This window comes from Xanthobacter nonsaccharivorans (assembly GCF_043194755.2).
Classification (GTDB): domain Bacteria; phylum Pseudomonadota; class Alphaproteobacteria; order Rhizobiales; family Xanthobacteraceae; genus Xanthobacter; species Xanthobacter autotrophicus_G.
In genome coordinates this window covers 2,228,796-2,248,658 of the sequence record NZ_CM195526.1, presented here as the reverse complement: position 1 = coordinate 2,248,658, position 19,863 = coordinate 2,228,796, and the positions used below count along the sequence as shown (strand labels likewise).

General features: G+C 69.4%; 17 protein-coding genes. 6 read left to right on the top strand and 11 right to left on the bottom strand.

What is annotated here, in order from left to right; genetic code table 11:
• Positions 1–216 precede the first annotated feature (216 nt).
• From V5F59_RS10265 to V5F59_RS10235, 7 genes are all read right to left on the bottom strand, one after another.
• The gene (locus V5F59_RS10265; protein WP_393982357.1) at positions 217–1,389 is read right to left on the bottom strand and encodes an isovaleryl-CoA dehydrogenase; all 1,173 of its coding nucleotides are present in this window, start codon (positions 1,387–1,389) and stop codon (positions 217–219) included.
• Between the two features lie 212 nt (positions 1,390–1,601).
• Positions 1,602–2,756: a tRNA guanosine(34) transglycosylase Tgt gene (gene tgt / locus V5F59_RS10260; protein WP_393982358.1), complete on the bottom strand. Its 1,155-nt coding sequence runs from the start codon at positions 2,754–2,756 to the stop codon at positions 1,602–1,604.
• Positions 2,753–3,841, bottom strand: coding sequence for a tRNA preQ1(34) S-adenosylmethionine ribosyltransferase-isomerase QueA (gene queA, locus V5F59_RS10255; protein ID WP_393982359.1), 1,089 nt, complete (start codon positions 3,839–3,841; stop codon positions 2,753–2,755). Before queA ends, tgt begins: the two co-directional genes overlap by 4 nt.
• Before the next feature lie 17 nt (positions 3,842–3,858).
• A complete protein-coding gene (locus V5F59_RS10250) occupies positions 3,859–4,461 on the bottom strand; it encodes an exopolysaccharide biosynthesis protein (RefSeq protein ID WP_393982360.1) in 603 nt (200 codons plus the stop codon).
• A 75-nt stretch (positions 4,462–4,536) separates the two neighbouring features.
• Positions 4,537–4,935, bottom strand: coding sequence for a ribbon-helix-helix domain-containing protein (locus V5F59_RS10245; protein ID WP_393982361.1), 399 nt, complete (start codon positions 4,933–4,935; stop codon positions 4,537–4,539).
• Between the two features lie 120 nt (positions 4,936–5,055).
• Positions 5,056–5,637: a DJ-1/PfpI family protein gene (locus V5F59_RS10240; RefSeq protein WP_393982362.1), complete on the bottom strand. Its 582-nt coding sequence runs from the start codon at positions 5,635–5,637 to the stop codon at positions 5,056–5,058.
• A 122-nt stretch (positions 5,638–5,759) separates the two neighbouring features.
• Positions 5,760–6,047: an usg protein gene (locus V5F59_RS10235; protein WP_393982363.1), complete on the bottom strand. Its 288-nt coding sequence runs from the start codon at positions 6,045–6,047 to the stop codon at positions 5,760–5,762.
• Positions 6,048–6,449: 402 nt separating this feature from the next.
• Between V5F59_RS10235 and groES the strand changes: the two genes are divergently transcribed.
• From groES to V5F59_RS10220, 3 genes are all read left to right on the top strand, one after another.
• Positions 6,450–6,764 carry a co-chaperone GroES gene (groES, locus tag V5F59_RS10230; RefSeq protein ID WP_393982364.1) on the top strand — a complete coding sequence of 105 codons (315 nt, stop codon included), beginning with the start codon at positions 6,450–6,452 and terminating at the stop codon, positions 6,762–6,764.
• A 69-nt stretch (positions 6,765–6,833) separates the two neighbouring features.
• Complete coding sequence (gene groL / locus V5F59_RS10225; protein WP_509211216.1) at positions 6,834–8,465, top strand: chaperonin GroEL; 1,632 nt, start codon at positions 6,834–6,836, stop codon at positions 8,463–8,465.
• Positions 8,466–8,873: 408 nt separating this feature from the next.
• A complete protein-coding gene (locus V5F59_RS10220) occupies positions 8,874–9,212 on the top strand; it encodes a hypothetical protein (RefSeq protein WP_393981785.1) in 339 nt (112 codons plus the stop codon).
• Positions 9,213–9,330: 118 nt separating this feature from the next.
• On the opposite strand, the gene mfd is transcribed toward V5F59_RS10220, so the two are convergent.
• Positions 9,331–12,837: a transcription-repair coupling factor gene (mfd, locus tag V5F59_RS10215; RefSeq protein ID WP_393981188.1), complete on the bottom strand. Its 3,507-nt coding sequence runs from the start codon at positions 12,835–12,837 to the stop codon at positions 9,331–9,333.
• A gap of 40 nt (positions 12,838–12,877) precedes the next feature.
• Positions 12,878–13,174: an FAD assembly factor SdhE gene (locus V5F59_RS10210; protein ID WP_393981190.1), complete on the bottom strand. Its 297-nt coding sequence runs from the start codon at positions 13,172–13,174 to the stop codon at positions 12,878–12,880.
• Between the two features lie 202 nt (positions 13,175–13,376).
• On the opposite strand from V5F59_RS10210, the gene cobS reads away from it, so the two are divergent.
• From cobS to V5F59_RS10195, 3 genes are all read left to right on the top strand, one after another.
• Positions 13,377–14,168 carry an adenosylcobinamide-GDP ribazoletransferase gene (gene cobS, locus V5F59_RS10205; protein ID WP_393981192.1) on the top strand — a complete coding sequence of 264 codons (792 nt, stop codon included), beginning with the start codon at positions 13,377–13,379 and terminating at the stop codon, positions 14,166–14,168.
• 64 nt (positions 14,169–14,232) lie between these two features.
• The gene (locus tag V5F59_RS10200; RefSeq protein WP_393981194.1) at positions 14,233–14,511 is read left to right on the top strand and encodes a DUF1289 domain-containing protein; all 279 of its coding nucleotides are present in this window, start codon (positions 14,233–14,235) and stop codon (positions 14,509–14,511) included.
• 3 nt (positions 14,512–14,514) lie between these two features.
• Positions 14,515–15,246, top strand: a complete 732-nt coding sequence (locus V5F59_RS10195) for a TIGR02281 family clan AA aspartic protease (RefSeq protein WP_393981196.1) — start codon at positions 14,515–14,517, stop codon at positions 15,244–15,246.
• Between the two features lie 99 nt (positions 15,247–15,345).
• Here V5F59_RS10195 and V5F59_RS10190 read toward each other — a convergent pair whose 3' ends face one another.
• The gene (locus tag V5F59_RS10190; RefSeq protein ID WP_393981198.1) at positions 15,346–18,492 is read right to left on the bottom strand and encodes an efflux RND transporter permease subunit; all 3,147 of its coding nucleotides are present in this window, start codon (positions 18,490–18,492) and stop codon (positions 15,346–15,348) included.
• 4 nt (positions 18,493–18,496) lie between these two features.
• A complete protein-coding gene (locus tag V5F59_RS10185; protein ID WP_393981200.1) occupies positions 18,497–19,645 on the bottom strand; it encodes an efflux RND transporter periplasmic adaptor subunit in 1,149 nt (382 codons plus the stop codon).
• Positions 19,646–19,863 lie beyond the last annotated feature (218 nt).

The window sequence follows — 19,863 nt, the reverse complement described above, 5'->3', positions numbered from 1 at the left end:
TTATAGCCCCATTTGGCGTGCGCGCGAACCCCCGCCGACACGGCACCCGGGAGGCGGCGGCATGTCGCAGCGGCAGGCCGGTCTTGCTGCGCGCGGCATCGGCGGGGCCCGCCCGGGCGATTGTCGCCCGGTATCGGGACCCGGCCGCGCATGCGCAGGAATCGCGGGCAGATCGCGGCCCCGGATGGACCGGGGCACGACCTGGCCCGCCTGCCCTCACGCCGTCTTGTCGAACAGCTGGCGGCCGATGAGCATGCGGCGGATCTCGCTGGTGCCGGCGCCGATCTCGTAGAGCTTGGCGTCGCGCAGCAGCCGGCCCGTCGGGTAGTCGTTGATGTAGCCGTTGCCGCCCAGGGTCTGGATGGCTTCGAGCGCCATCCAGGTGGCCTTCTCCGCCGCGTAGAGAATGGCGCCCGCGGCGTCCTCGCGGGTGGTGGCGCCACGGTCGCAGGCCTTGGCCACTGCGTAGACGTAGGCCTTGGTGGCGTTCATGGTCACGTACATGTCGGCGATCTTGCCCTGCATCAGCTGGAAGGTGCCGATGGGCTGGCCGAACTGCTTGCGCTCGTGGACATAGGGCAGGACGATGTCCATGCACGCCTGCATGATGCCCGTGGGCCCGCCGGCCAGCACCGCGCGCTCATAATCGAGCCCGCTCATGAGCACGTTGACGCCCTTGCCCACGGCGCCCAGCACGTTCTCCTCCGGCACCTCGCAATCCTCGAACACCAGCTCGCCGGTGTCGGAGCCGCGCATGCCCAGCTTGTCCAGCTTCTGGGCGGTGGAGAAACCCTTGAAGCCCTTCTCCACGAGGAAGGCGGTCATCCCGCGCGGGCCGGCGGCGGGGTCGGTCTTGGCGTAGACCACCAGCGTCTCGGCGATGGGGCCGTTGGTGATCCACATCTTCGAGCCGTTGAGGACGTAGCGGTCGCCCTTCTTCTCCGCGCGGGTGCGCATGGAGACCACGTCCGAGCCGGCGCCCGGCTCCGACATGGCGAGCGCGCCCACATGCTCCCCGGAAATCAGCTTCGGCAGGTATTTCGCCTTCTGCGCGGGAGAGCCGTTGCGGCTGATCTGGTTGACGCAGAGGTTGGAGTGCGCGCCGTAGGACAGGCCCACCGAGGCGGAGGCGCGGGAGATCTCCTCCATGGCGATGACGTGCTCGAGATAGCCGAGGCCGGAGCCGCCATATTCCTCCTCCGCCGTGACGCCGAGCAGGCCGAGCGCGCCGAGCTTGGGCCACAGATCGCGGGGGAAGGTGTTGGTCTTGTCGATCTCGTCGGCGCGCGGGGCGATCTCGGCCTGCGAGAAATCGCGCACGGTGTCGCGCAACATCCCGGCGGTCTCGCCGAGGTCGAAATCGAAACCGGCCTGGCTGTTCGGCAGCATCTTGTTTTCCCTCCCACGCTCCCCGATTGTCTTCGTCGCGCCCTTGGGCGGCGCGGGGAGGCGGCGTTAGAATAAAACGGTTGTCCGTTTATTCAATGGGGTGATGGTGCCCGCGTGTCCCGGCCGACTGGAACGGAGCAAAGCGCAGTGGAAGGAGAGCCGGGACCCAGCGCCAAGACTCCGCCGCAGGTGGTCGCCTGAACGCCGCTCCCCTACCCCGCCCACACGGGCAGATCCCCCCGCGCCCAGCCGTCCTTCACCTGCGCCACATAATCCCCATACCGCCCCTCGGCGATGGCCTTTCGCGCCCCGGCCATGAGCTGCTGGTAATAATGGATGTTGGCCCAGGAGATGAGCATGGATCCCAGCATCTCCTGGCAGCGCACGAGGTGGTGCAGATAGGCGCGGGAATAGTCGCGCAGGGCCGGGCAGTCGCTCTCCTCGTCGAGGGGGCGGGGATCCTCCGCGTGGCGGGCGTTCTTCAGGTTGATGCGGCCGAAGCGGGTGAAGGCCAGCGCGTGGCGGCCGGAGCGGGTGGGCATCACGCAGTCGAACATGTCGATGCCGCGCGCCACGCTCTCCAGCAGGTCGTCCGGCGTGCCGACACCCATCAAATAGCGCGGCTTGGCCGTAGGCAGATGCGGCTCCACCGTCTCGATCATGGCGAGCATGACCTCCTGGGGCTCGCCCACGGCGAGGCCGCCGATGGAATAGCCGGGGAAGTCCATGCCGGCGAGCTCGCGCGCGGATTCCACCCGCAGCGCCGGCACCGCCCCGCCCTGCACGATGCCAAACAGCGCCCTGCCCTTCGGCTGCGCCTCGAACGCGCGCTTGGAGCGCTCCGCCCAGCGCAGGGACAGGCGCATGGCGCGCGCGGCCTCCTCCTCGGTGCAGGGCAGGCGCACGCACTCGTCGAGCTGCATCTGGATGTCGGCGCCCAGCAGGCCCTGGATCTCCACCGAGCGCTCGGGGCTCATCTCATGGATGGCGCCATCCACGTGGGAGCGGAAGGTGACGCCGTTCTCGCTCATTTTGCGCAGCGAGGAGAGGGACATGACCTGGAAGCCGCCGGAATCGGTGAGGATCGGCCCGTCCCAGCGCATGAATTTGTGCAGGCCGCCGAGCTTCGCCACCCGCTCCGCCCCGGGGCGCAGCATGAGATGGTAGGTGTTGGCCAGCACGATGTCCGCGCCCGCCGCCTTCACCTGGTCGAAATAGAGCCCCTTCACCGTCGCCACCGTGCCCACCGGCATGAAGGCCGGCGTGCGGATGACGCCGCGCGGGGTCGAGACGAAGCCGGTGCGGGCGGCGCCGTCCGTGGCGGAAAGGGCGAAGGAGAAGGTGTCGGCGGGTGTGTGAACGGTCATGCCCCGCCTTCTGGCAGAAGCAGGCACGCGTCGCCATAGGAATAGAAGCGGTAGCCCGCCTCGATGGCATGGGCATAGGCGCGCTTCTGCACCTCGTGGCCGACGAAGGCCGCCACCAGCATCACCAGCGTCGAGCGCGGCAGATGGAAGTTGGTGAGCATGCCGCCCACCGCCTTGAAGCGGTAGCCGGGGGTGATGAAGATGTCCGTCTCGCCCACGAACGGGCGGATGGTGCCGTCCCCGCCCGCCGCGCTCTCGATGAGCCGGGTGGAGGTGGAGCCCACGGTGAGGATGCGCCCGCCGCTCGCCTTCACGGCGTTGAGGGCGTCGGCGGTCTCGCGCGTCACCTCGCCCCATTCGGCGTGCATGCGGTGGCCGGAGGTGTCGTCCGCCTTCACCGGCAGGAAGGTGCCGGGGCCCACGTGCAGCGTGACGGTGTGCACCGAGACCCCCTGCCCCTTCACCCGCGCCATCAGGTCCGGGGTGAAATGCAGGCTCGCGGTGGGCGCGGCCACCGAGCCGTCCACGCGGGCGAACAGGGTCTGGTAGTCGGTGCGGTCGCGGACGTCCTCGGCGCGGCGGGCGGCGATATAGGGCGGAATGGGCATGTGCCCCACCGCCGCCACCGCCTCGTCCAGCGCCGGACCGGAAAGGTCGAAGGCGAGGAGCACCGAGCCGTCCTCCTCCTTCCCGGCCACGGTCGCGTCGAGGGTGCCGAGGAGGCAGGCCCGCCCCTCCCCGCCGAAGCGGATGCGGTCGCCCTCCTTCAGCCGCTTGCCGGGCTTGGCGAAGGCGCGCCAGCGGGAGGCGTCGAGGCGCTTCACCAGTGTCGCCTCCACGTGGACGTCCGTGCCGCCGGGGCGGGTGCGCACGCCCTCGAGCGCGGCAGGGATGACGCGGGTGTCGTTCACCACCATCGCATCGCCGGGCTTCAGAAAGGTTGGCAGGTCGCGGACCTGCCGGTCCTCCAGCTCCGGAGCGCCGCCGGGGCGGATGACGAGCAGGCGCGCGAGATCGCGCGGCTCGACGGGACGAAGCGCGATGCGCTCCTCGGGGAGCTCGAAATCGAAGGCGTCGACACGCATGGAAGGGCAGGAACCGCTCAGAAGATGGCGACGGCGCCATACCAGATGGCATAGCTCATCAGCGCGGTGACGAGCAGGCCGAGAAGGGTGGCGCCGAAGCCCGCGAGGATCACGAGGCCGTCGCGTTCCACCAGGCCGAGGCCGAAGATGCACACCGCGAAGCCCGGCGGCAAATTCCCGAGAAACGGGATGGGCAGCAGCAGGATGAAGCCCAGCAGCACCACCGTGGCGCCCACGATGCGCCGCGCCATGGGCCCGGCGAACTGCTCATAGCGCGGGCTCGACCAGCCCTCGAATCGCTCGATCCAGGGCCGCGACCTGGTGACGATGGCCTCCAGCATGGAGCGGGAGAAGGTGCGCCGCGCGATCATCTCCGGCAGCCACAGCTCCTGCCGGCCGAGCGCCATCTGCAAGCCGATGAGGCCGAGGATGATGCCGCAGATCACCGGGATGCCCGGCGGCATGGGGATGCAGTTGGGAATGCCGAAGATCAGGAACAGGATGCCGAACGCACGATTGCGCAAAGCGTTCACGAGATCGCCGATGGCAACCTTGTCCGCCTCCTGCGCGGCAAGGACGGCGGCGAGCAGTTCGGACGTTCGGGGCGTTCGGTGATCCAAGGCGACCTCGTTGGGTGGTCGCCCACTCATAGCACTGGGAAAGCGGCGGTGTCAGGGCATAGGCCTGCCCCATCGTCATGCCGCCGGCCGCGCCCCGCGATGGCGGCCGGACATCTTCGCCGGCTGCGGGCCGAGACGCGAGCGCCCCTCCGCATCGAGGATGGCGTTGACGTCGAGGCCTCCGAGCGCCCCCGCATCCGGCAGCAGCCCCCTGGCCTGCAGGTCGAGGAAGCGGCCGCAGCAGACCCGCAGGAACGAGGTGAAATTCTCGATGTCCGCGCCCGCATGGGTCAATTCGTCGTGGAGACGCGCCAGCAGCCGGCCGACGGAAAGCCCGTCGCGCGCGGCGATGTCCTCCAGCACGGTCCAGAAGAAAGCCTCCAGGCGCACCGAGGTGGAAAAGCCGTTGAGGCGGACCGCGCGCGTCTCACAGGCCCACAGGGCCGGGTCCGCCTCGATGAACAAGCGGCACATCTTCAACCCTCGCGTCCACGCGCCGGCGGCGTCCGCGCCGGCGCGACCGAAGGGCATATGCGCCGTTTGCAGGCGCAGATGCCGTGGCCACCCCTTCGTCCCAATACCGCAGAACGCCCCTCAATGGGAGATGCGCGTGCCCAGCAGGGCCAGGAACTGCGCGACGAAGGCCGGGTGGGCGGGCCACGCCGGGGCGCTCACGAGGTTGCCCTCGGTGACCGCGGCATCCACCGGAATGTCGGCATAGGTGCCGCCCGCCAGCTCCACTTCCGGGCGGCACGCGGGATAGGCCGAGCAGGTCCGCCCCTCCAGAACGCGCGCGGCGGCGAGCAGCTGGGCCCCGTGGCAGATGGCGGCCACCGGCTTTCCAGCCTCGAAGAAATGGCGCACCACAGCGATCACCGCCGGATCGAGCCGCAGATATTCCGGCGCCCGGCCGCCGGGAACCAGCAGGGCGTCGTAGTCCGCCGCCGTCACGTCCGCGAACGTGGCGTTGAGGGCGAACAGGTGGCCCGGCTTCTCCGTATAGGTCTGGTGCCCCTCGAAATCATGGATGGCGGTGGCCACCTTGTCCCCGGCCTTCCTGCCCGGGCAGACGGCATCCACCCCATGCCCCACCGCCAGCAGGGCCTGGAACGGCACCATGATCTCGTAGTCCTCGCCGAAATCCCCGACGATCATCAAAATGCGCTTGCCCGCCATCCGTCCTCTCCCAGCTGGCCGGTGGCGCGGGGCCGCCGGCATGGAGGGGAAAGTCTAGGCACGCCGGGCGCGCGCCGGGTGTTATCCGGTTGCGACAGGGACGGCCGGGAGCTTCAGCGGCCTCAGTTGAGCAGGAACATCCCATCCACCGACCGCAGCTCGGCCGGCTTGATGAGGCCGGAATGGGCGACACGCACCGAATGCAGCCGCCCGTCCAGCTCCCGCTGCCAGAATTCCAGGAACTTGTTCAGCTCCGGAAACCGCGGGCAGAGGTCGTATTCCTGCCAGAGATAGGTCTGAAGAAAGCTCGGATGATCGGGCATCCGATAGAGGATCTCGGCCGTGGCGAGGCCGTAGCCCTCCATCTGCAGGACGAAGTCACGCGACACCCTGGACGACTGGGATACCATGGGTCACACCTCCAATCCGCGGCCGCCCGAGGCTTCCCCGGCGAGGGGGGATATCGGGGACCGGACAAATCCATTGTCGGCTCCAGAGTTTCCCGCCGCCAAGGCTAAAGATTGGTTTCCGCCTGCAAAAACAAAGCGCTAGCAGCCTTCTCCGCAGACTGCTGACAACGGGCATCCCAGCCGCCGCGAACGCGCGCGGAACTGGCCGATCCGGATGGGTCCTTGATTTTCCAGAAGTATTCGCGCTTCTGGCACTCCATCCTGTCGAGTGCCAAATTTTTTACCCGCCCCCCTTGCGGGACGAAAACGCGGCCCTTAGATCGCCATCGGGCCGGGCAGAGGGGCTCCCGGCGCCCTGAAAAGAAGCATTGCCCCCCAGACCAACAAACCGGAGGTTTCCCGATGGGTTTCCGTCCTCTGCACGACCGCGTGGTCGTGAAGCGCATCGAGGCCGAGCAGAAGTCGGCCGGCGGCATCATCATTCCCGACACCGCCAAGGAAAAGCCGCAGCAGGGTGAAGTCGTCGCGGTGGGCCCGGGCGCCCGCAACGAGAAGGGCGAGATCGTCGCCCTCGACGTGAAGGCCGGCGACATCGTGCTGTTCGGCAAGTGGTCGGGCACCGAGGTCAAGATCGACGGCCAGGATCTCCTGATCATGAAGGAGAGCGACATCCTCGGCGTGATCGAGGGCGCGGCCGGCGCCAAGAAGGCGGCCTGAGCGCAGGCGGCCTAGCGGCTTTCGACCTCAACACCCAGTCTTTCGTCCCAATCTGAAGGAGCAGGCCACATGGCTGCCAAGGACGTAAAATTCTCCATCGATGCGCGCGACAAGGTGCTTCGCGGCGTCGACATCCTCGCCAACGCGGTGAAGGTCACCCTCGGCCCCAAGGGCCGCAACGTGGTGATCGAGAAGAGCTTCGGCGCCCCCCGCATCACCAAGGACGGTGTGTCGGTGGCCAAGGAGATCGAGCTCGAGGACCGGTTCGAGAACCTCGGCGCCCAGCTGGTGCGTGAGGTCGCCTCCAAGACCAACGACCTCGCCGGCGACGGCACCACCACCGCCACCGTGCTGGCCCAGGCCATCGTGAAGGAAGGCGCCAAGGCGGTTGCCGCCGGCATGAACCCGATGGACCTCAAGCGCGGCATCGACGTGGCGGTGGACGCCATCGTCAAGGACCTGGCCGCCAACTCGCGCAAGGTCACGTCCAACGAGGAGATCGCCCAGGTCGGCACCATCTCCGCCAACGGCGACGCCGAGGTCGGCAAGTTCCTCGCCGAGGCGATGAAGAAGGTCGGCAACGAGGGTGTCATCACCGTCGAGGAAGCCAAGACCGCCGAGACCGAGCTCGACGTGGTCGAGGGCATGCAGTTCGACCGCGGCTATCTGTCTCCCTATTTCGTCACCAATGCGGAGAAGATGCGCGTTGAGTTCGAGGAGCCCTACATCCTCATCAACGAGAAGAAGCTGACCGGCCTGCAGGAGCTCCTGCCCGTCCTCGAGGCGGTGGTGCAGTCCGCCCGTCCGCTGCTGATCATCGCCGAGGACGTGGAAGGCGAGGCCCTCGCCACCCTCGTGGTGAACAAGCTGCGCGGCGGCCTGAAGGTCGCGGCCGTGAAGGCCCCCGGCTTCGGCGATCGCCGCAAGGCCATGCTGCAGGACATCGCCATCCTGACCGGCGGCACGGTGATCTCCGACGACCTCGGCATCAAGCTCGACAGCGTGAACCTCTCCATGCTCGGCCGCGCCAAGAAGGTGGTGATCGAGAAGGAGAACACCACCATCGTCGACGGCGCTGGCGAGAAGGCCGACATCGAGGCCCGCATCTCCCAGATCCGCGCGCAGATCGAGTCCACCACCTCCGACTACGACCGTGAGAAGGCGCAGGAGCGCCTCGCCAAGCTCGCCGGCGGCGTCGCCGTGGTGCGCGTGGGCGGCTCCACGGAAGTGGAAGTCAAGGAGAAGAAGGACCGCGTGGACGACGCCCTGCATGCCACCCGCGCCGCGGTGGAAGAAGGCATCGTCCCCGGCGGCGGCGTGGCCCTGCTGCGCGCCATCGCGGCCCTCGAAGGCCTGAAGGTCGACAATGCCGACCAGAAGACCGGCATCGAGATCGTCCGCCGCGCCATCCAGGCTCCGGCCCGCCAGATCGTCCAGAACGCGGGCGACGACGGCTCCGTGGTGGTGGGCAAGATCCTCGAGAATGCCGACTACGCCTTCGGCTACAACGCCCAGACCGGCGAATATGTGGACATGGTGAAGTCCGGCATCATCGACCCCACCAAGGTGGTGCGCACCGCCCTGCAGGACGCGGCCTCCGTGTCCGGCCTGCTGATCACCACCGAGGCGCTCATCGCCGAGCTGCCGAAGAAGTCCGGCCCCGCGGCCCCGGCCATGCCGGGCGGCGGCATGGACTTCTGAGGTAAGTAGAACCCTCCGACGCCGCCCGGCTTTCTGGAGCAAACGCAAACCGGCAACAGCCGGTTTGCTCGGGCGGCGGCATGGACTTCTGAGGTAAATAGAACCCCCCGACGCCGCCCGGCCTCCCTGGGCAACGCAAACCGGCAACAGCGGGTTTGCTGGGCCGGCGAATGGAGCGGAAATTGGAAACGGCCGGGCCAGCGCCCGGCCGTTTTCGTTTGCGGGAACGGTGCTGGGACGCCGCCCCACCCCTTTTCAACTCCCGCTGATCCCTCCTCTGACACCATGGCGGCTCCCCTTCGGGCACGCTATGGTTGAGGCGTTGATCTCTGGAGGATCGCGGACCGGCAGCGACGCGGGTTCCGCGTCCGCCGGTACGGATCGGTGAAACACGAGAAAGGATCGGCCATGAGGAAGACCATTGTAGCGGCAGCCCTTCTGCTGGCTTTCGTCCCGGCGGCGGGTTTCGCGCAGGGCGTGGTCAAGGGTGCCGAGCAGGGTGCCAACAAGGGCGCGGAAGTCGGTGACAAGGCCGCCGGACCGGTCGGGACCGCCGTGGGCGGCACCGTCGGCGGCGTGGGCGGCGCGGTCACCGGCGGCGTGGCCGGCGGCGTCAAGGGCACCGGCGAAGGCGCGAAGGAAGGCGCCCGGGCCGGCGAGAAGGCCGCGGGCCCCGTCGGCGCCGTGGTGGGCGGCACGGTCGGCGCCGTGGGCGGCGCGGTCGGTGGCGTGCTGGGCGTCAAGTAGGCCCGGACGAATCCCCCTCGACTCCACCGGCCTCGCCGGAGCGGCAGAACAACACGACCCGCCGGGGCAGAACCCCGGCGGGTCTTTCGCATCCAGGCGCGGGCACCGGAACGGCCCCTCAGAGCGCTTTCTTTTCCGCCAGCGCCGCGAGCTTCTTCAGGATGGTGAGCGTGCCCTTCAGGCGCGCTTCGGCGGTGGGCCAGTCGCGCAGGAACACCACCTTGAAGTCCGGCCGCACCTTGGCCTGCGGGCCCTCCTGGCCGATGAACTTCACGAGGCCCGAGGGATCGACGAACTCGTTGTCGCGGAAGCCCAGCACCACCCCCTTGGGGCCGGCGTCCACCTTCTCCACATTGGCCTTGCGGGCGAGCGCCTTGATCTGGGTGAGCTTCAGGAGCTGGCCCACCTCTTCCGGCGTGGGGCCGAAGCGGTCCACCATCTCCGCCCCGAAGGCGTCGAGCTCGGCATCGTCCTTGATGTCCGCGAGGCGGCGGTAGAGGGCGAGGCGCACGTGCAGGTCGCCCACATAGTCCTCGGGGATCAGCACCGGCGTGCCGATGGTGATGTTGGGCGACCACTTGTCGTCCACGAAGTCGGTGATGCCCGCCTTGATGTGGGCGATCGCCTCGTGGAGCATCTCCTGGTACAGCTCGTAGCCCACTTCCTTGATGTGGCCCGACTGCTCGTCGCCCAGCAAATTGCCGGCGCCGCGGATGTCGAGGTCGTGGCTCGCCAGCTGGAAGCCGGCGCCGAGCGTCTCCAGCGACTGCAGCACCTTGAGCCGGCGCTCCGCCTGGGTGGTCACCGGCCGGCTGGCCGGGACGGTGAAGATGGCATAGGCGCGCGCCTTGGCCCGGCCCACGCGGCCGCGCAGCTGGTAGAGCTGGGCGAGGCCGAACATGTCCGCCCGGTGCACGATCAGCGTGTTGGCATTGGGCACGTCGAGGCCCGATTCCACGATGGTGGTGGAGAGCAGCACATCGTACTGGCCGTCATAGAAGGCGGTCATGATGTCTTCGAGAGCGCCCGCCGCCATCTGGCCGTGCGCCACCGCCACCTTCACCTCGGGCACGGAGGCGGCGAGGAACTCGCGCACCTCGGCGAGATCCTCGATGCGCGGCACCACATAGAAGCTCTGGCCGCCGCGATAGCGCTCGCGCAGCAGCGCCTCGCGCACCACCAGCGGGTCGAACGGCGTGACGAAGGTGCGCACCGCCAGACGATCCACCGGCGGCGTCGCGATGATGGACAGTTCGCGCACCCCGGTCATGGCGAGCTGCATGGTGCGCGGGATGGGCGTCGCGGTGAGGGTCAGCACGTGCACCTCGGCGCGCATCTGCTTCAGCCGCTCCTTGTGGGCGACGCCGAAATGCTGCTCCTCGTCCACGATGACGAGGCCGAGGTCCTTGAAGCTGATGCCCTTGCCGAGCAGGGCATGGGTGCCCACCACGATGTCCACCGTGCCGTCGGAAATGCCCTTCTTCACGGCGGTGAGGTCCTTGCCCGTCACCATGCGCGAGGCCTGGGCGATATGCACCGGCAGGCCCTTGAAGCGGTCGGAGAAGGTCTTGAAGTGCTGGCGGGCGAGCAGCGTCGTGGGCACCACCACCGCCACCTGCTTGCCGGAGAGGGCCACCGCGAAGGCGGCGCGCAGGGCCACCTCGGTCTTGCCGAAGCCCACGTCGCCACACACCAGGCGGTCCATGGGGTGGCCGGAGGCGAGGTCATCCAGAACGGACTCGATGGCGGCTTCCTGGTCGTCGGTCTCCTCGTAGGGGAAGCGGGCGCGGAACTCGTCGTAGAGGCCCATGGCCGGCACCAGCTTCGGCGCCTCGCCGAGCTGGCGCTGGGCGGCGATCTTGATCAGCTCGGACGCCATCTCGCGGATGCGCTTCTTCATCCGCGACTTGCGCGCCTGCCAGGCGCCACCGCCCAGCTTGTCGAGCTGGGCCTCGGTCTCCTCCGAGCCGTAGCGGCTCAGAAGCTCGAGATTTTCCACCGGCAGGAACAGCTTGTCGCCGCCGGCATAGTGCAGCTCCAGGCAATCGTGGGGGGCGCCCATGGCCTCCACGGTCTTCAGGCCGATGAAGCGGCCGATGCCATGGTCCACATGCACCACCAGGTCGCCGGCGGTGAGGGCGGTCAGCTCGGTGAGCACATCCTGGGCGCGGCGCGCCTTGCGCTTGGGGCGCACGAGGCGGTCGCCGAGAATGTCCTGCTCGCCGATGACGGCGAAGTCCGGCGTCTCGAACCCCGCCTCCACGCCGAAGACGGCGAGGGCAACCTGCGTCTTCGCCAGCGCGGCGAGGCTGTCGAAACGGGAGATGGCGGTGGCGCCCTTCAGCCCGTGGTCGGCGAGCACCGTGCCGAGCCGCTCGCGCGAGCCCTCCGACCAGCCGGCGAGGATGACCTTCTTCGCCTTTTGCAGCTCGCGCACATGGGCGATGGCGGCATCGAAGACATTGGCGTCCTGGTCCGCCCGCTCGGCGGCAAAGGAGCGCCCCTGCACGCCGCCGAGGTCGATCACCCGCCCCTCCCCGCCGTCCGGCACGGCGAAGGGGCTGAGGCGGGCGCGGCGCATGGCGCCGACGCGCTTGGTCCATTCCGGGCCGGAGAGATAGAGCCTGTCCGGCGGCAGGGGATTGTAGACGGGCCCGCCCGCCAGGTCCTGCGCATGCTTTCGCGCGTCGTAATAATCGGCGATCTGGGCGATCCGCTCGCCCGCCGCCTCCTCCGCGAGCGGATCGAGCAGGAGGGTGCCGCCTTCGAGATAATCGAACAGCGTGTCCATCCGCTCGTGGAACAGGGGCAGCCAGTGCTCCATGCCGGCGTGGCGGCGGCCCTCGCTGACGGCCTCATAGAGCGTGTCGCCCTTCCGGGCGGCGCCGAAGGCGGCCACGTAGGCCATGCGGAAGCGCCGCATGGTGTCGGTGGTCAGCTGGAACTCGGCCATGGGCACCAGCTCCAGCGACCGGAGCTGCCCGGTGGTGCGCTGGGTCTCGGGATCGAAGGCGCGGATGCTTTCCAGCGTGTCGCCGAAGAAATCGAGGCGGATGGGCGCGTCGAGCCCCGGCGGGAACAGGTCGATGAGGCCGCCGCGCACCGCATATTCACCGGTGTCGCGCACGGTGGGGGTGCGCAGGAAGCCGTTCTGCTCCGCCCATTGGGTCACGCCGTCGAGATCGATGGCGTTGCCCGGCGCGGCCACCAGCGACTGCGCCGCCACCAGCCCCTTGGCCGGCACCCGCTGCACGCTGGCATTGACGGTGGTGAGGAGGACGCTCGCCGCACCGCCCTTCACCCGCGCCAGCTTCGCCAACGCCGCCATGCGCCGCGCCGAGATGGAGGCGTTGGGCGAGGCGCGGTCGTAAGGCAGGCAGTCCCACGAGGGGAAGGAGACCACCTCCAGCTCCGGCGCGAAGAAGGCGAGGCCCCGCTCCAGCGCCGCCATGCGCTGCCCGTCGCGGCACACCACGGTGAGGCTGGGCCACGGCGCGTTCTTCTGCGCGGCGATGGACCGCGCGAGGTCCGCCACCACCAGGCCCTCCATGCCGTCCGCGACACGGGAGAGGGTCAGCGGCCGGCCTTCGGCCAGCGCGTCGGCGAGGGGCAAGGGACGCTTCACGAGACAACTCCGGAGAACGGCTTGGAGGGCGGCGGCGCGGTCAGCCCGGCAGGCCGCGGCCCGAGAAATGGAAGGCGCGGATCCTGGCAAAGAGCGGGGTGTCGAATTCCGGCGGGGTGGGCTCGGTGCCGCTCACCCAGGAGAAGACCTTCTGGTCCTCGGGCTCCAGCAGGTCCTCGAAGGCGGCGAGGTCGGCATCCGAGAGGCTGTCGATCTCCGCATCGGCGAAACCGCCGAGGATCAGGTCCATCTCCCGCATGCCGCGATGGCGGGCGCGGAACAGGATGCGGCGGCGGCGTTCGTCCAGCCCGTCGCTGGACCTCGTTGAGCCGGACATAGCGGGAGGCCTCCAAAGCACGGCGTCGGCCGGGCCGAAAAGCCCGTCCGTGCGGGCATATAGGAGCAACGCCCCCGGTTTGGCCAGTGGGGCGCTCTGGCGCGGGGCGGGTCCCGCACTTGACCCGGGCGGCAATTCGGGCTCCCAAGGGCGACCTGGAACCGCCGCGGCGCGGGATCCCCTGCCACCAACCGGATGCCCGATGCAGACCGACCGGATCGCGAAGGACATTGCCTGCGCCCTGCGCTTCTACTCCCGCCTGCCGGTGCCCGGCGGCGATGCGGACGCTCATGCCGCGCCGAGCCTGGACCGCATCGCCTACGCCATTCCGCTGGCGGGGCTGGTCATCGGCCTCGCGGGCGCGCTGGCCCTGCTGGCCGCGCTGGCGTTGAAGCTGCCGGCCTTCCTCGCCGCCACGCTGGCGGTCACGGCGCTCGCCCTCGCCACCGGCGGCTTCCACGAGGACGGGCTCGCCGATACCGCCGATGGCCTCGGCGGGGGACGCGACCGGGCGCAGAAGCTCGCCATCATGCGCGACAGCCGGATCGGCAGCTATGGCGCCACCGCCCTCATGCTGGCGCTGCTGCTGCGCATCGGCGCCCTTGCGGCGCTGGTCACGGCCGCCGGGCCGCTGCGGGCGGCGCTGACGCTGATGGCCGCCGGCGCCATCTCCCGCGCCGCGGGCATCCTGCTGCTGCGGGCCCTGCCGCCGGCGCGGGCCGACGGCGCCGGCGCGACCTTCGGCCAGCCCTCTCCCGACGCGGCGCTCTCCTGCGCCCTGGTGGCGGCGCTGGCGGTGGCGGTCATCCTCGTCCCCAGCTTCGGCGTGGGCGCGGCCTTCGCCGGATTGATCGGCCCCGTGGCCGCGCTGGCGCTGATGGCGCGCCTGTCCGGTCGGCTCATCGGCGGGGCGACGGGGGACGTGGCCGGCGCCACCCAGCAGGTGGCGGAGATTGTCTTCCTCATCGGCGTGCTTATCTTCGCGGGACGGTGAGAGCGGCGGCGAGTCGCCCCGTCCCCTCACCGTGCCGAACCCGAAGACGCGGTGCCGCGCCCTGATGTCCAAGCCGAACCCGCTCGTGACGAACGAGCCGCCGCCGTCCGATACCGTTCCGACCGGGGCCGCGCCCGCCATCGCGACGCCCTGCATCAAGTTGTGCGTGGTGGAGCCCCTGAGCTCCCTGTGCATCGGCTGCGGGCGCTCCCTGCGGGAGATCGGCGCCTGGGCCTCCTATACGCCGCAGGACCGCGCCGCCATCATGGCCACGCTTCCCGCACGCCTCCAGCGGCTGAAGGCCATGGCGCCGGAGGCCTATCTCGACCACGAGCCGGAGTAAGCCATGCGCGGCGACGGCCTCCTCTGGATCCTCCTGCTGGGCCTCTTCGGGGGCGTGGTGGTGCTGGCCGTGCATCACGAGCAGGGACAGTTCGCCGGCCTCGACATCAACCAGGCGGCGCCGCTGCTGGGCACGCTCGCCATCGCCGTGTTCGTGGGGGCCTCGGCCTGGTCCATCGTCCGCGGGCGAATCGGGGAATCCGTGCTCGCGGCCTTGTTCTGGCTGGTGCTCGCCGGGTTCCTGGCGGTGGGCTACACCTATCGCGAGCCGCTGCAGCAGGTGGGCCGCAAGGTGCTGGCGGAAGTCGCGCCCGGCTATGCCGTGAACCTCGCGCAGATCGGCTCCACCGCCACGGTCGAGGTCTCGCGCTCCTCGTCCGGGGATTTCGGCGTGCGCGCCTCGGTGAACGGCACGGCGCTCAGCATGCTGGTGGATACCGGGGCCTCCTCCGTGGTGCTGACCCACGAGGCGGCGCAGGCGGCGGGCCTGCCGGTGGACTTCCTGAAATACGACGTGCCGGTGGACACCGCCGGCGGACGCACCAAGGCCGCCTCCGTGGTGCTCGACGCGGTGGTGGTGGGCGGCATCACCGAGCGGCGGGTGCGCGCCCTCGTCTCCCCGCCCGGCATGCTGCGCACCAGCCTCCTGGGCATGAGCTTCCTCTCGCGCCTCGAAGGCTTCGAGTTCCGCGGCGACAAGCTGGTGATGCGCGGCGCCGGCGCCGCCGCGCGGTAGGCGCGGGCGCAGCCGTGTCTCCCAGGGGATGGTCTCCCAGGGGCTGGGCGCCCCCTTTTCGCGGCCCTCCGATCCGGTCGGGGCGCGAGGGGCCTGCCCTCATTCGGCCGCGAGCCGCTCCGGCGCGGGAAGAGCCTTGGCCGCCGGCTCCTCATGTTTGCCGGAGACCGCGTGGTGGACGATGCGGTCCAGCCGGTCGAGATAGAGATAGATCACCGGCGTGATGAACAGCGTCAGCAGCTGCGACACCAGCAGCCCGCCCACCACCGCCACGCCCAGGGGCTGGCGCAGCTCCGAGCCGGCCCCGGCGCCGAGCGCGATGGGCAGCACACCGAAGATGGCGGCGAGCGTGGTCATCATGATGGGACGGAAGCGCAGCAGCGCCGCCTCGCGGATCGCATCCAGCGCCGGCGCGCCGGCGCGCCGCCGCTCCAGGGCGACGTCGATCATCATGATGGCGTTCTTCTTCACGATGCCCACCAGCATGATGATGCCGATGATGGCGATCACCGACAGCTCCATCCCCGCCACCATCAGCGTGATGAGCGCGCCGATGCCGGCGGAGGGCAGGCCCGAGAGGATGGTGATGGGGTGGATGAAGCTCTCGTAGAGGACGCCCAGCACGATGTAGATGACCAGCACCGCGGCGACGATGAGCAAGGGCTGGTTGGAGAGGGAATCCTGGAACACCTGGGCGGTGCCCTGGAAGCCGGTGCTGATGGACACCGGCAGCCCCGCCTCCCGCGCCGCGCCCTCGATCTCCTCCACCGCCTGGCCCAGCGAGGTGCCCGGCGCGAGGTTGAAGGAGATGGTCACGGACGGCTGCTGCTGCTGGTGCTGGATGGAGAGCGGCCCCACCGTGCGGCGGATGTTGGCCACCGTCTCCAGCGGCACCACCGCCCCGGAGGAGGTGCGCAGGTAGACGCGACCCACGTCGTTGGGGTCGCGCTGGAAGCGCGGCTGGGCCTCCAGGATGATCTGGTACTGGTTGGTGGAGGTGGAGAGGGTCGCCACCTGCCGGGTGCCGAACTGGCTGTAGAGCGCGTCGCGCAGCTTCTGCTCGGAGATGCCGAGGGCGGCCGCCTTGTCCCGGTCGAGCTCGATGGTGAGCTGCGGGTTGGAGACCTGAAGGTCGCTGGTCACGTCCCGAAGGCCCGGCAGCCTGGCGAGGCGCTGCTCCATGTCCGGGGCGGCGGCGAAGAGGGCCGCCGTATCCGCGCTCTGCAGCGTGTACTGGAACTGGCTCTTGGAGGCGACGCCGCCCACCGAGATGTTCTGCACCGGCTGGAAGAAGACGTTGACCCCCGGAACCTGCGCCACGCGCTGGCGCAGGTTCTGGATCACCTCGTTGGCGGAATGCCGGCGCTCCCCTTCGCCCGAGCCCTTCGGCTTCAGGGCGATGAACAGCCGCCCGGTGTTGGTGGTGCGGCTGATGCCCGTGGCGCCGGCGGTGGAGACCAGATAGTCCACGTCCGGATCGGCGCGCACCACCGCCGCCACCTGCTTCTGCCGCTCCACCATGGCGTCGAAGGAACTGTCGGTGGCCGCCTCCACCGTGCCGGTGATGAAGCCGTTGTCCTCCTGCGGGAAGAAGCCCTTGGGAATGACGATGTAGAGGTAGACCGACAGGCCGATGGTGCCGAGCGTCACCAGCAGCATGAAGGGCCGGTGCCGGAGCACGAAATCGAGGCTCACCCGGTAGGCGGCGAGCCAGGCGTCGAACATGCGCTCGGTGATGCGGAAGAACAGCGAGGGCGCCTTGTGGTGGTCCGGCGCCTTCATCACCCGGGCACAGAGCATGGGCGTGAGGGTGAGGGAGACGAGGCCGGAGACCAGGATGGCCACCGAGATGGTCACCGCGAACTCGCGGAACACGCGCCCCACCACCCCGCCCATGAACAGCACGGGGATGAACACCGCCACCAGCGAGATGGTCATGGAGATGATGGTGAAGCCGATCTCCCGCGAGCCGCGCAGGGCGGCGCGGAACGGCTTCTCGCCATTCTCCACGTGGCGGTAGATGTTCTCCAGCACCACGATGGCGTCATCCACCACGAAGCCCACGCACAAGGTGAGCGCCAGCAGCGTCATGTTGTTGATGGAATAGCCGAACAGCCACATCACCGCGAAGGTGGCGATGATGGAGAGCGGCAGCGCCAGCGACGGGATGAGGGTGGCGCGGATGTTCCTCAGGAACAGGAAGATCACCAGCACCACCAGCACCACCGCCTCGAACAGGGTGCGCTGCACGTCCGCCACCGCGTCGCGGATGGAGACGGAGCGGTCGTTCAGCACGTTGATCTCAAGGGAGCCCGGCACCTGGGCCTGAAGCGCCGGCAGGCGGTCGCGGACCTCGTCCACCACGGTCACGGTGTTGGCGTCCGGCTGGCGGACGATGGCCAGCACCACGGCGCGCGTGTCGTTGTACCAGCTGGCGATGCGCTCGTTCTCCACGCCGTCGCTGACGGCGGCGATCTCCTCCAGCCGCACCACCGATCCGTCCCGCGCCTTCACCACCACCCGGCGGAACTGGGCGGCATCGGCCTTGGGCGTGCCCATGTCGATGGTCTGCGCCTGCTTGGGGCCGGAGATGATGCCCAGCGGCGTGTTGGAGGCGGCCGCCTGCACCGCCGACTGGATGTCGTCCGCCGAAATGCCGCGGGCGCCGGCGGCGGCGGGGTCCACGCGGACGCGCACCGCATATTTCTGGGTGCCGTAGATCTGCACCTGGGCCACGCCCGGCAGCTGGGAGAGCTGCTGGCCGATCACCGTGTCCGCATATTCATTCACGCTGGAGAGCGGCATGGTCTGCGAGGAGATGACCAGCAGCAGCACCGGCGCATCGGCCGGATTGACCTTTCGGAAGGACGGCGGCGTGGTCATCTCCACCGGCAGCTGGCGCTGCGCCACGGAGAGGGCGGACTGCACGTCGAGGGCGGCCGCATCGATGCTGCGGTTGAGGTCGAACTGCACCGTGATGGAGGTGGAGCCCTGCGTCGAGGACGAGGTGAGCGAGGTGATGCCGGCGATGGTGGACAGCTGGCGCTCGATGGGCGTCGCCACCGATGTCGCCATGGTCTCCGGGCTCGCGCCGGGCAGCGTGGCGGTGATGTTGATGGTGGGGAAGTCCACCCGCGGCAGGGCCGCCACCGGCAGCTGGCGATAGGCGAACAGGCCCGCCACCACCAGCGACAGCATGAGCAGCGTGGTCATGACCGGGCGGCGGATGCACAGTTCGGCAAGCATGGGCTCAGGCTCCCGTGCCGGGCGCGGCGCGGTTGCGCACGTTCACCTTCATGCCGTTGCGCAGGGAGAGCTGGCCGTCGGTGACGACGGTCTCGCCCCCTTCGAGGCCCTTGGTGATGATGGAGCGCCCGTCCACCGTGCGGCCCACCGTCACCGGCTGGACCCTGGCCACATTGTCCGCCACCACGAATACGAAATTGCCGGCCTGTCCGGTCTGCACCGCCTCGCTGGGCACGGCGACCACGTTCTGCTCCACCCGCAGCGTCACGGTCACGGCGCCCAGCGTGCCGGGCCACAGGCGCTCGTCGTCATTGGGGAAGACGGCGCGGGCGGTGAGCGTGCCGGTCTGGGTTTCCACCGTGTTGTCGATCACCGCGACGGCGCCGCCGGTGATGGTCTCGCCCGAGCCCTGGAGGGTAAAGGAGACCTTCGCATCCTTGGCGGCCCGCAGCTCGGCGATGTAGCGCTCCGGCAGGCCGAAGGCCACATAGATGGGCTTGAGCTGCCGCACCGTCGCCAATGTCTCGTTGAGGCCGATCACCGCCCCCGCCCGCACCGAGGAAACGCCGATGCGCCCGGTGGCGGGGGAGCGGATGTCGTAATAGCCGCGCTGGACCCGCAACGATTTAAGGTTGGCCTCGTCCTGCGCCACCGTGGCCTTCTGCACGTCCACGGTGGTGCGGGCGTCCTCCACCTGCACCTGGGACACGGCATTGCGGGTGGCGAGGCCGGCGTAGCGGTCCACGTCGCGCTGGCTCTTGTCCAGCTGCGCCTTGTCCCGTTCGAGGGTGGCTTCCGCCTGGCGGATCTCGGCATCGATCACGCGGGCATCGAGGGAGAAGAGCAGGTCGCCCTGCTGCACGATGGCGCCGTCCTCGAAGCCCACCTTCTCCACCGCCGCCGCGACCCGCGAGCGGATGGGAACGGTGATGATGGCCTCCACCGTGCCGAGCGCCTCCACCCGCACCGGCAGCGCCGTGCGCTCCGCCTGCCCGGTCAGCACCGCCACCACCCTTTGCGCGGGCGCCGCCGCCTTCGGCTGGGTCCCTTCCCAGGGCTTGCGCTCCCACAGGAAGGCCCCGCCGCCCACGGCGGCGAGCATCAGGACGGCAATGACGACGCGACCGGAACGCGCTGGCTTCCCCTCGGCCATGACACCTCACACGTCGGACTTGACCCACCTCGCAGCGCCGCGTGGCGTCGCTGCCCCGGCATGGGCGCCCCCCGACCAGTCCCCCAGGTCGGACGCGGGCCGCATGCCGGCATCGCGATGCAACATGAAATCCACGACCAGGTCCAATTAACGATTGGTCACGTCACGGTCCGTCAGGCAACGGCGCCTGACGCATTCGTGATCGAATTCATCGATCC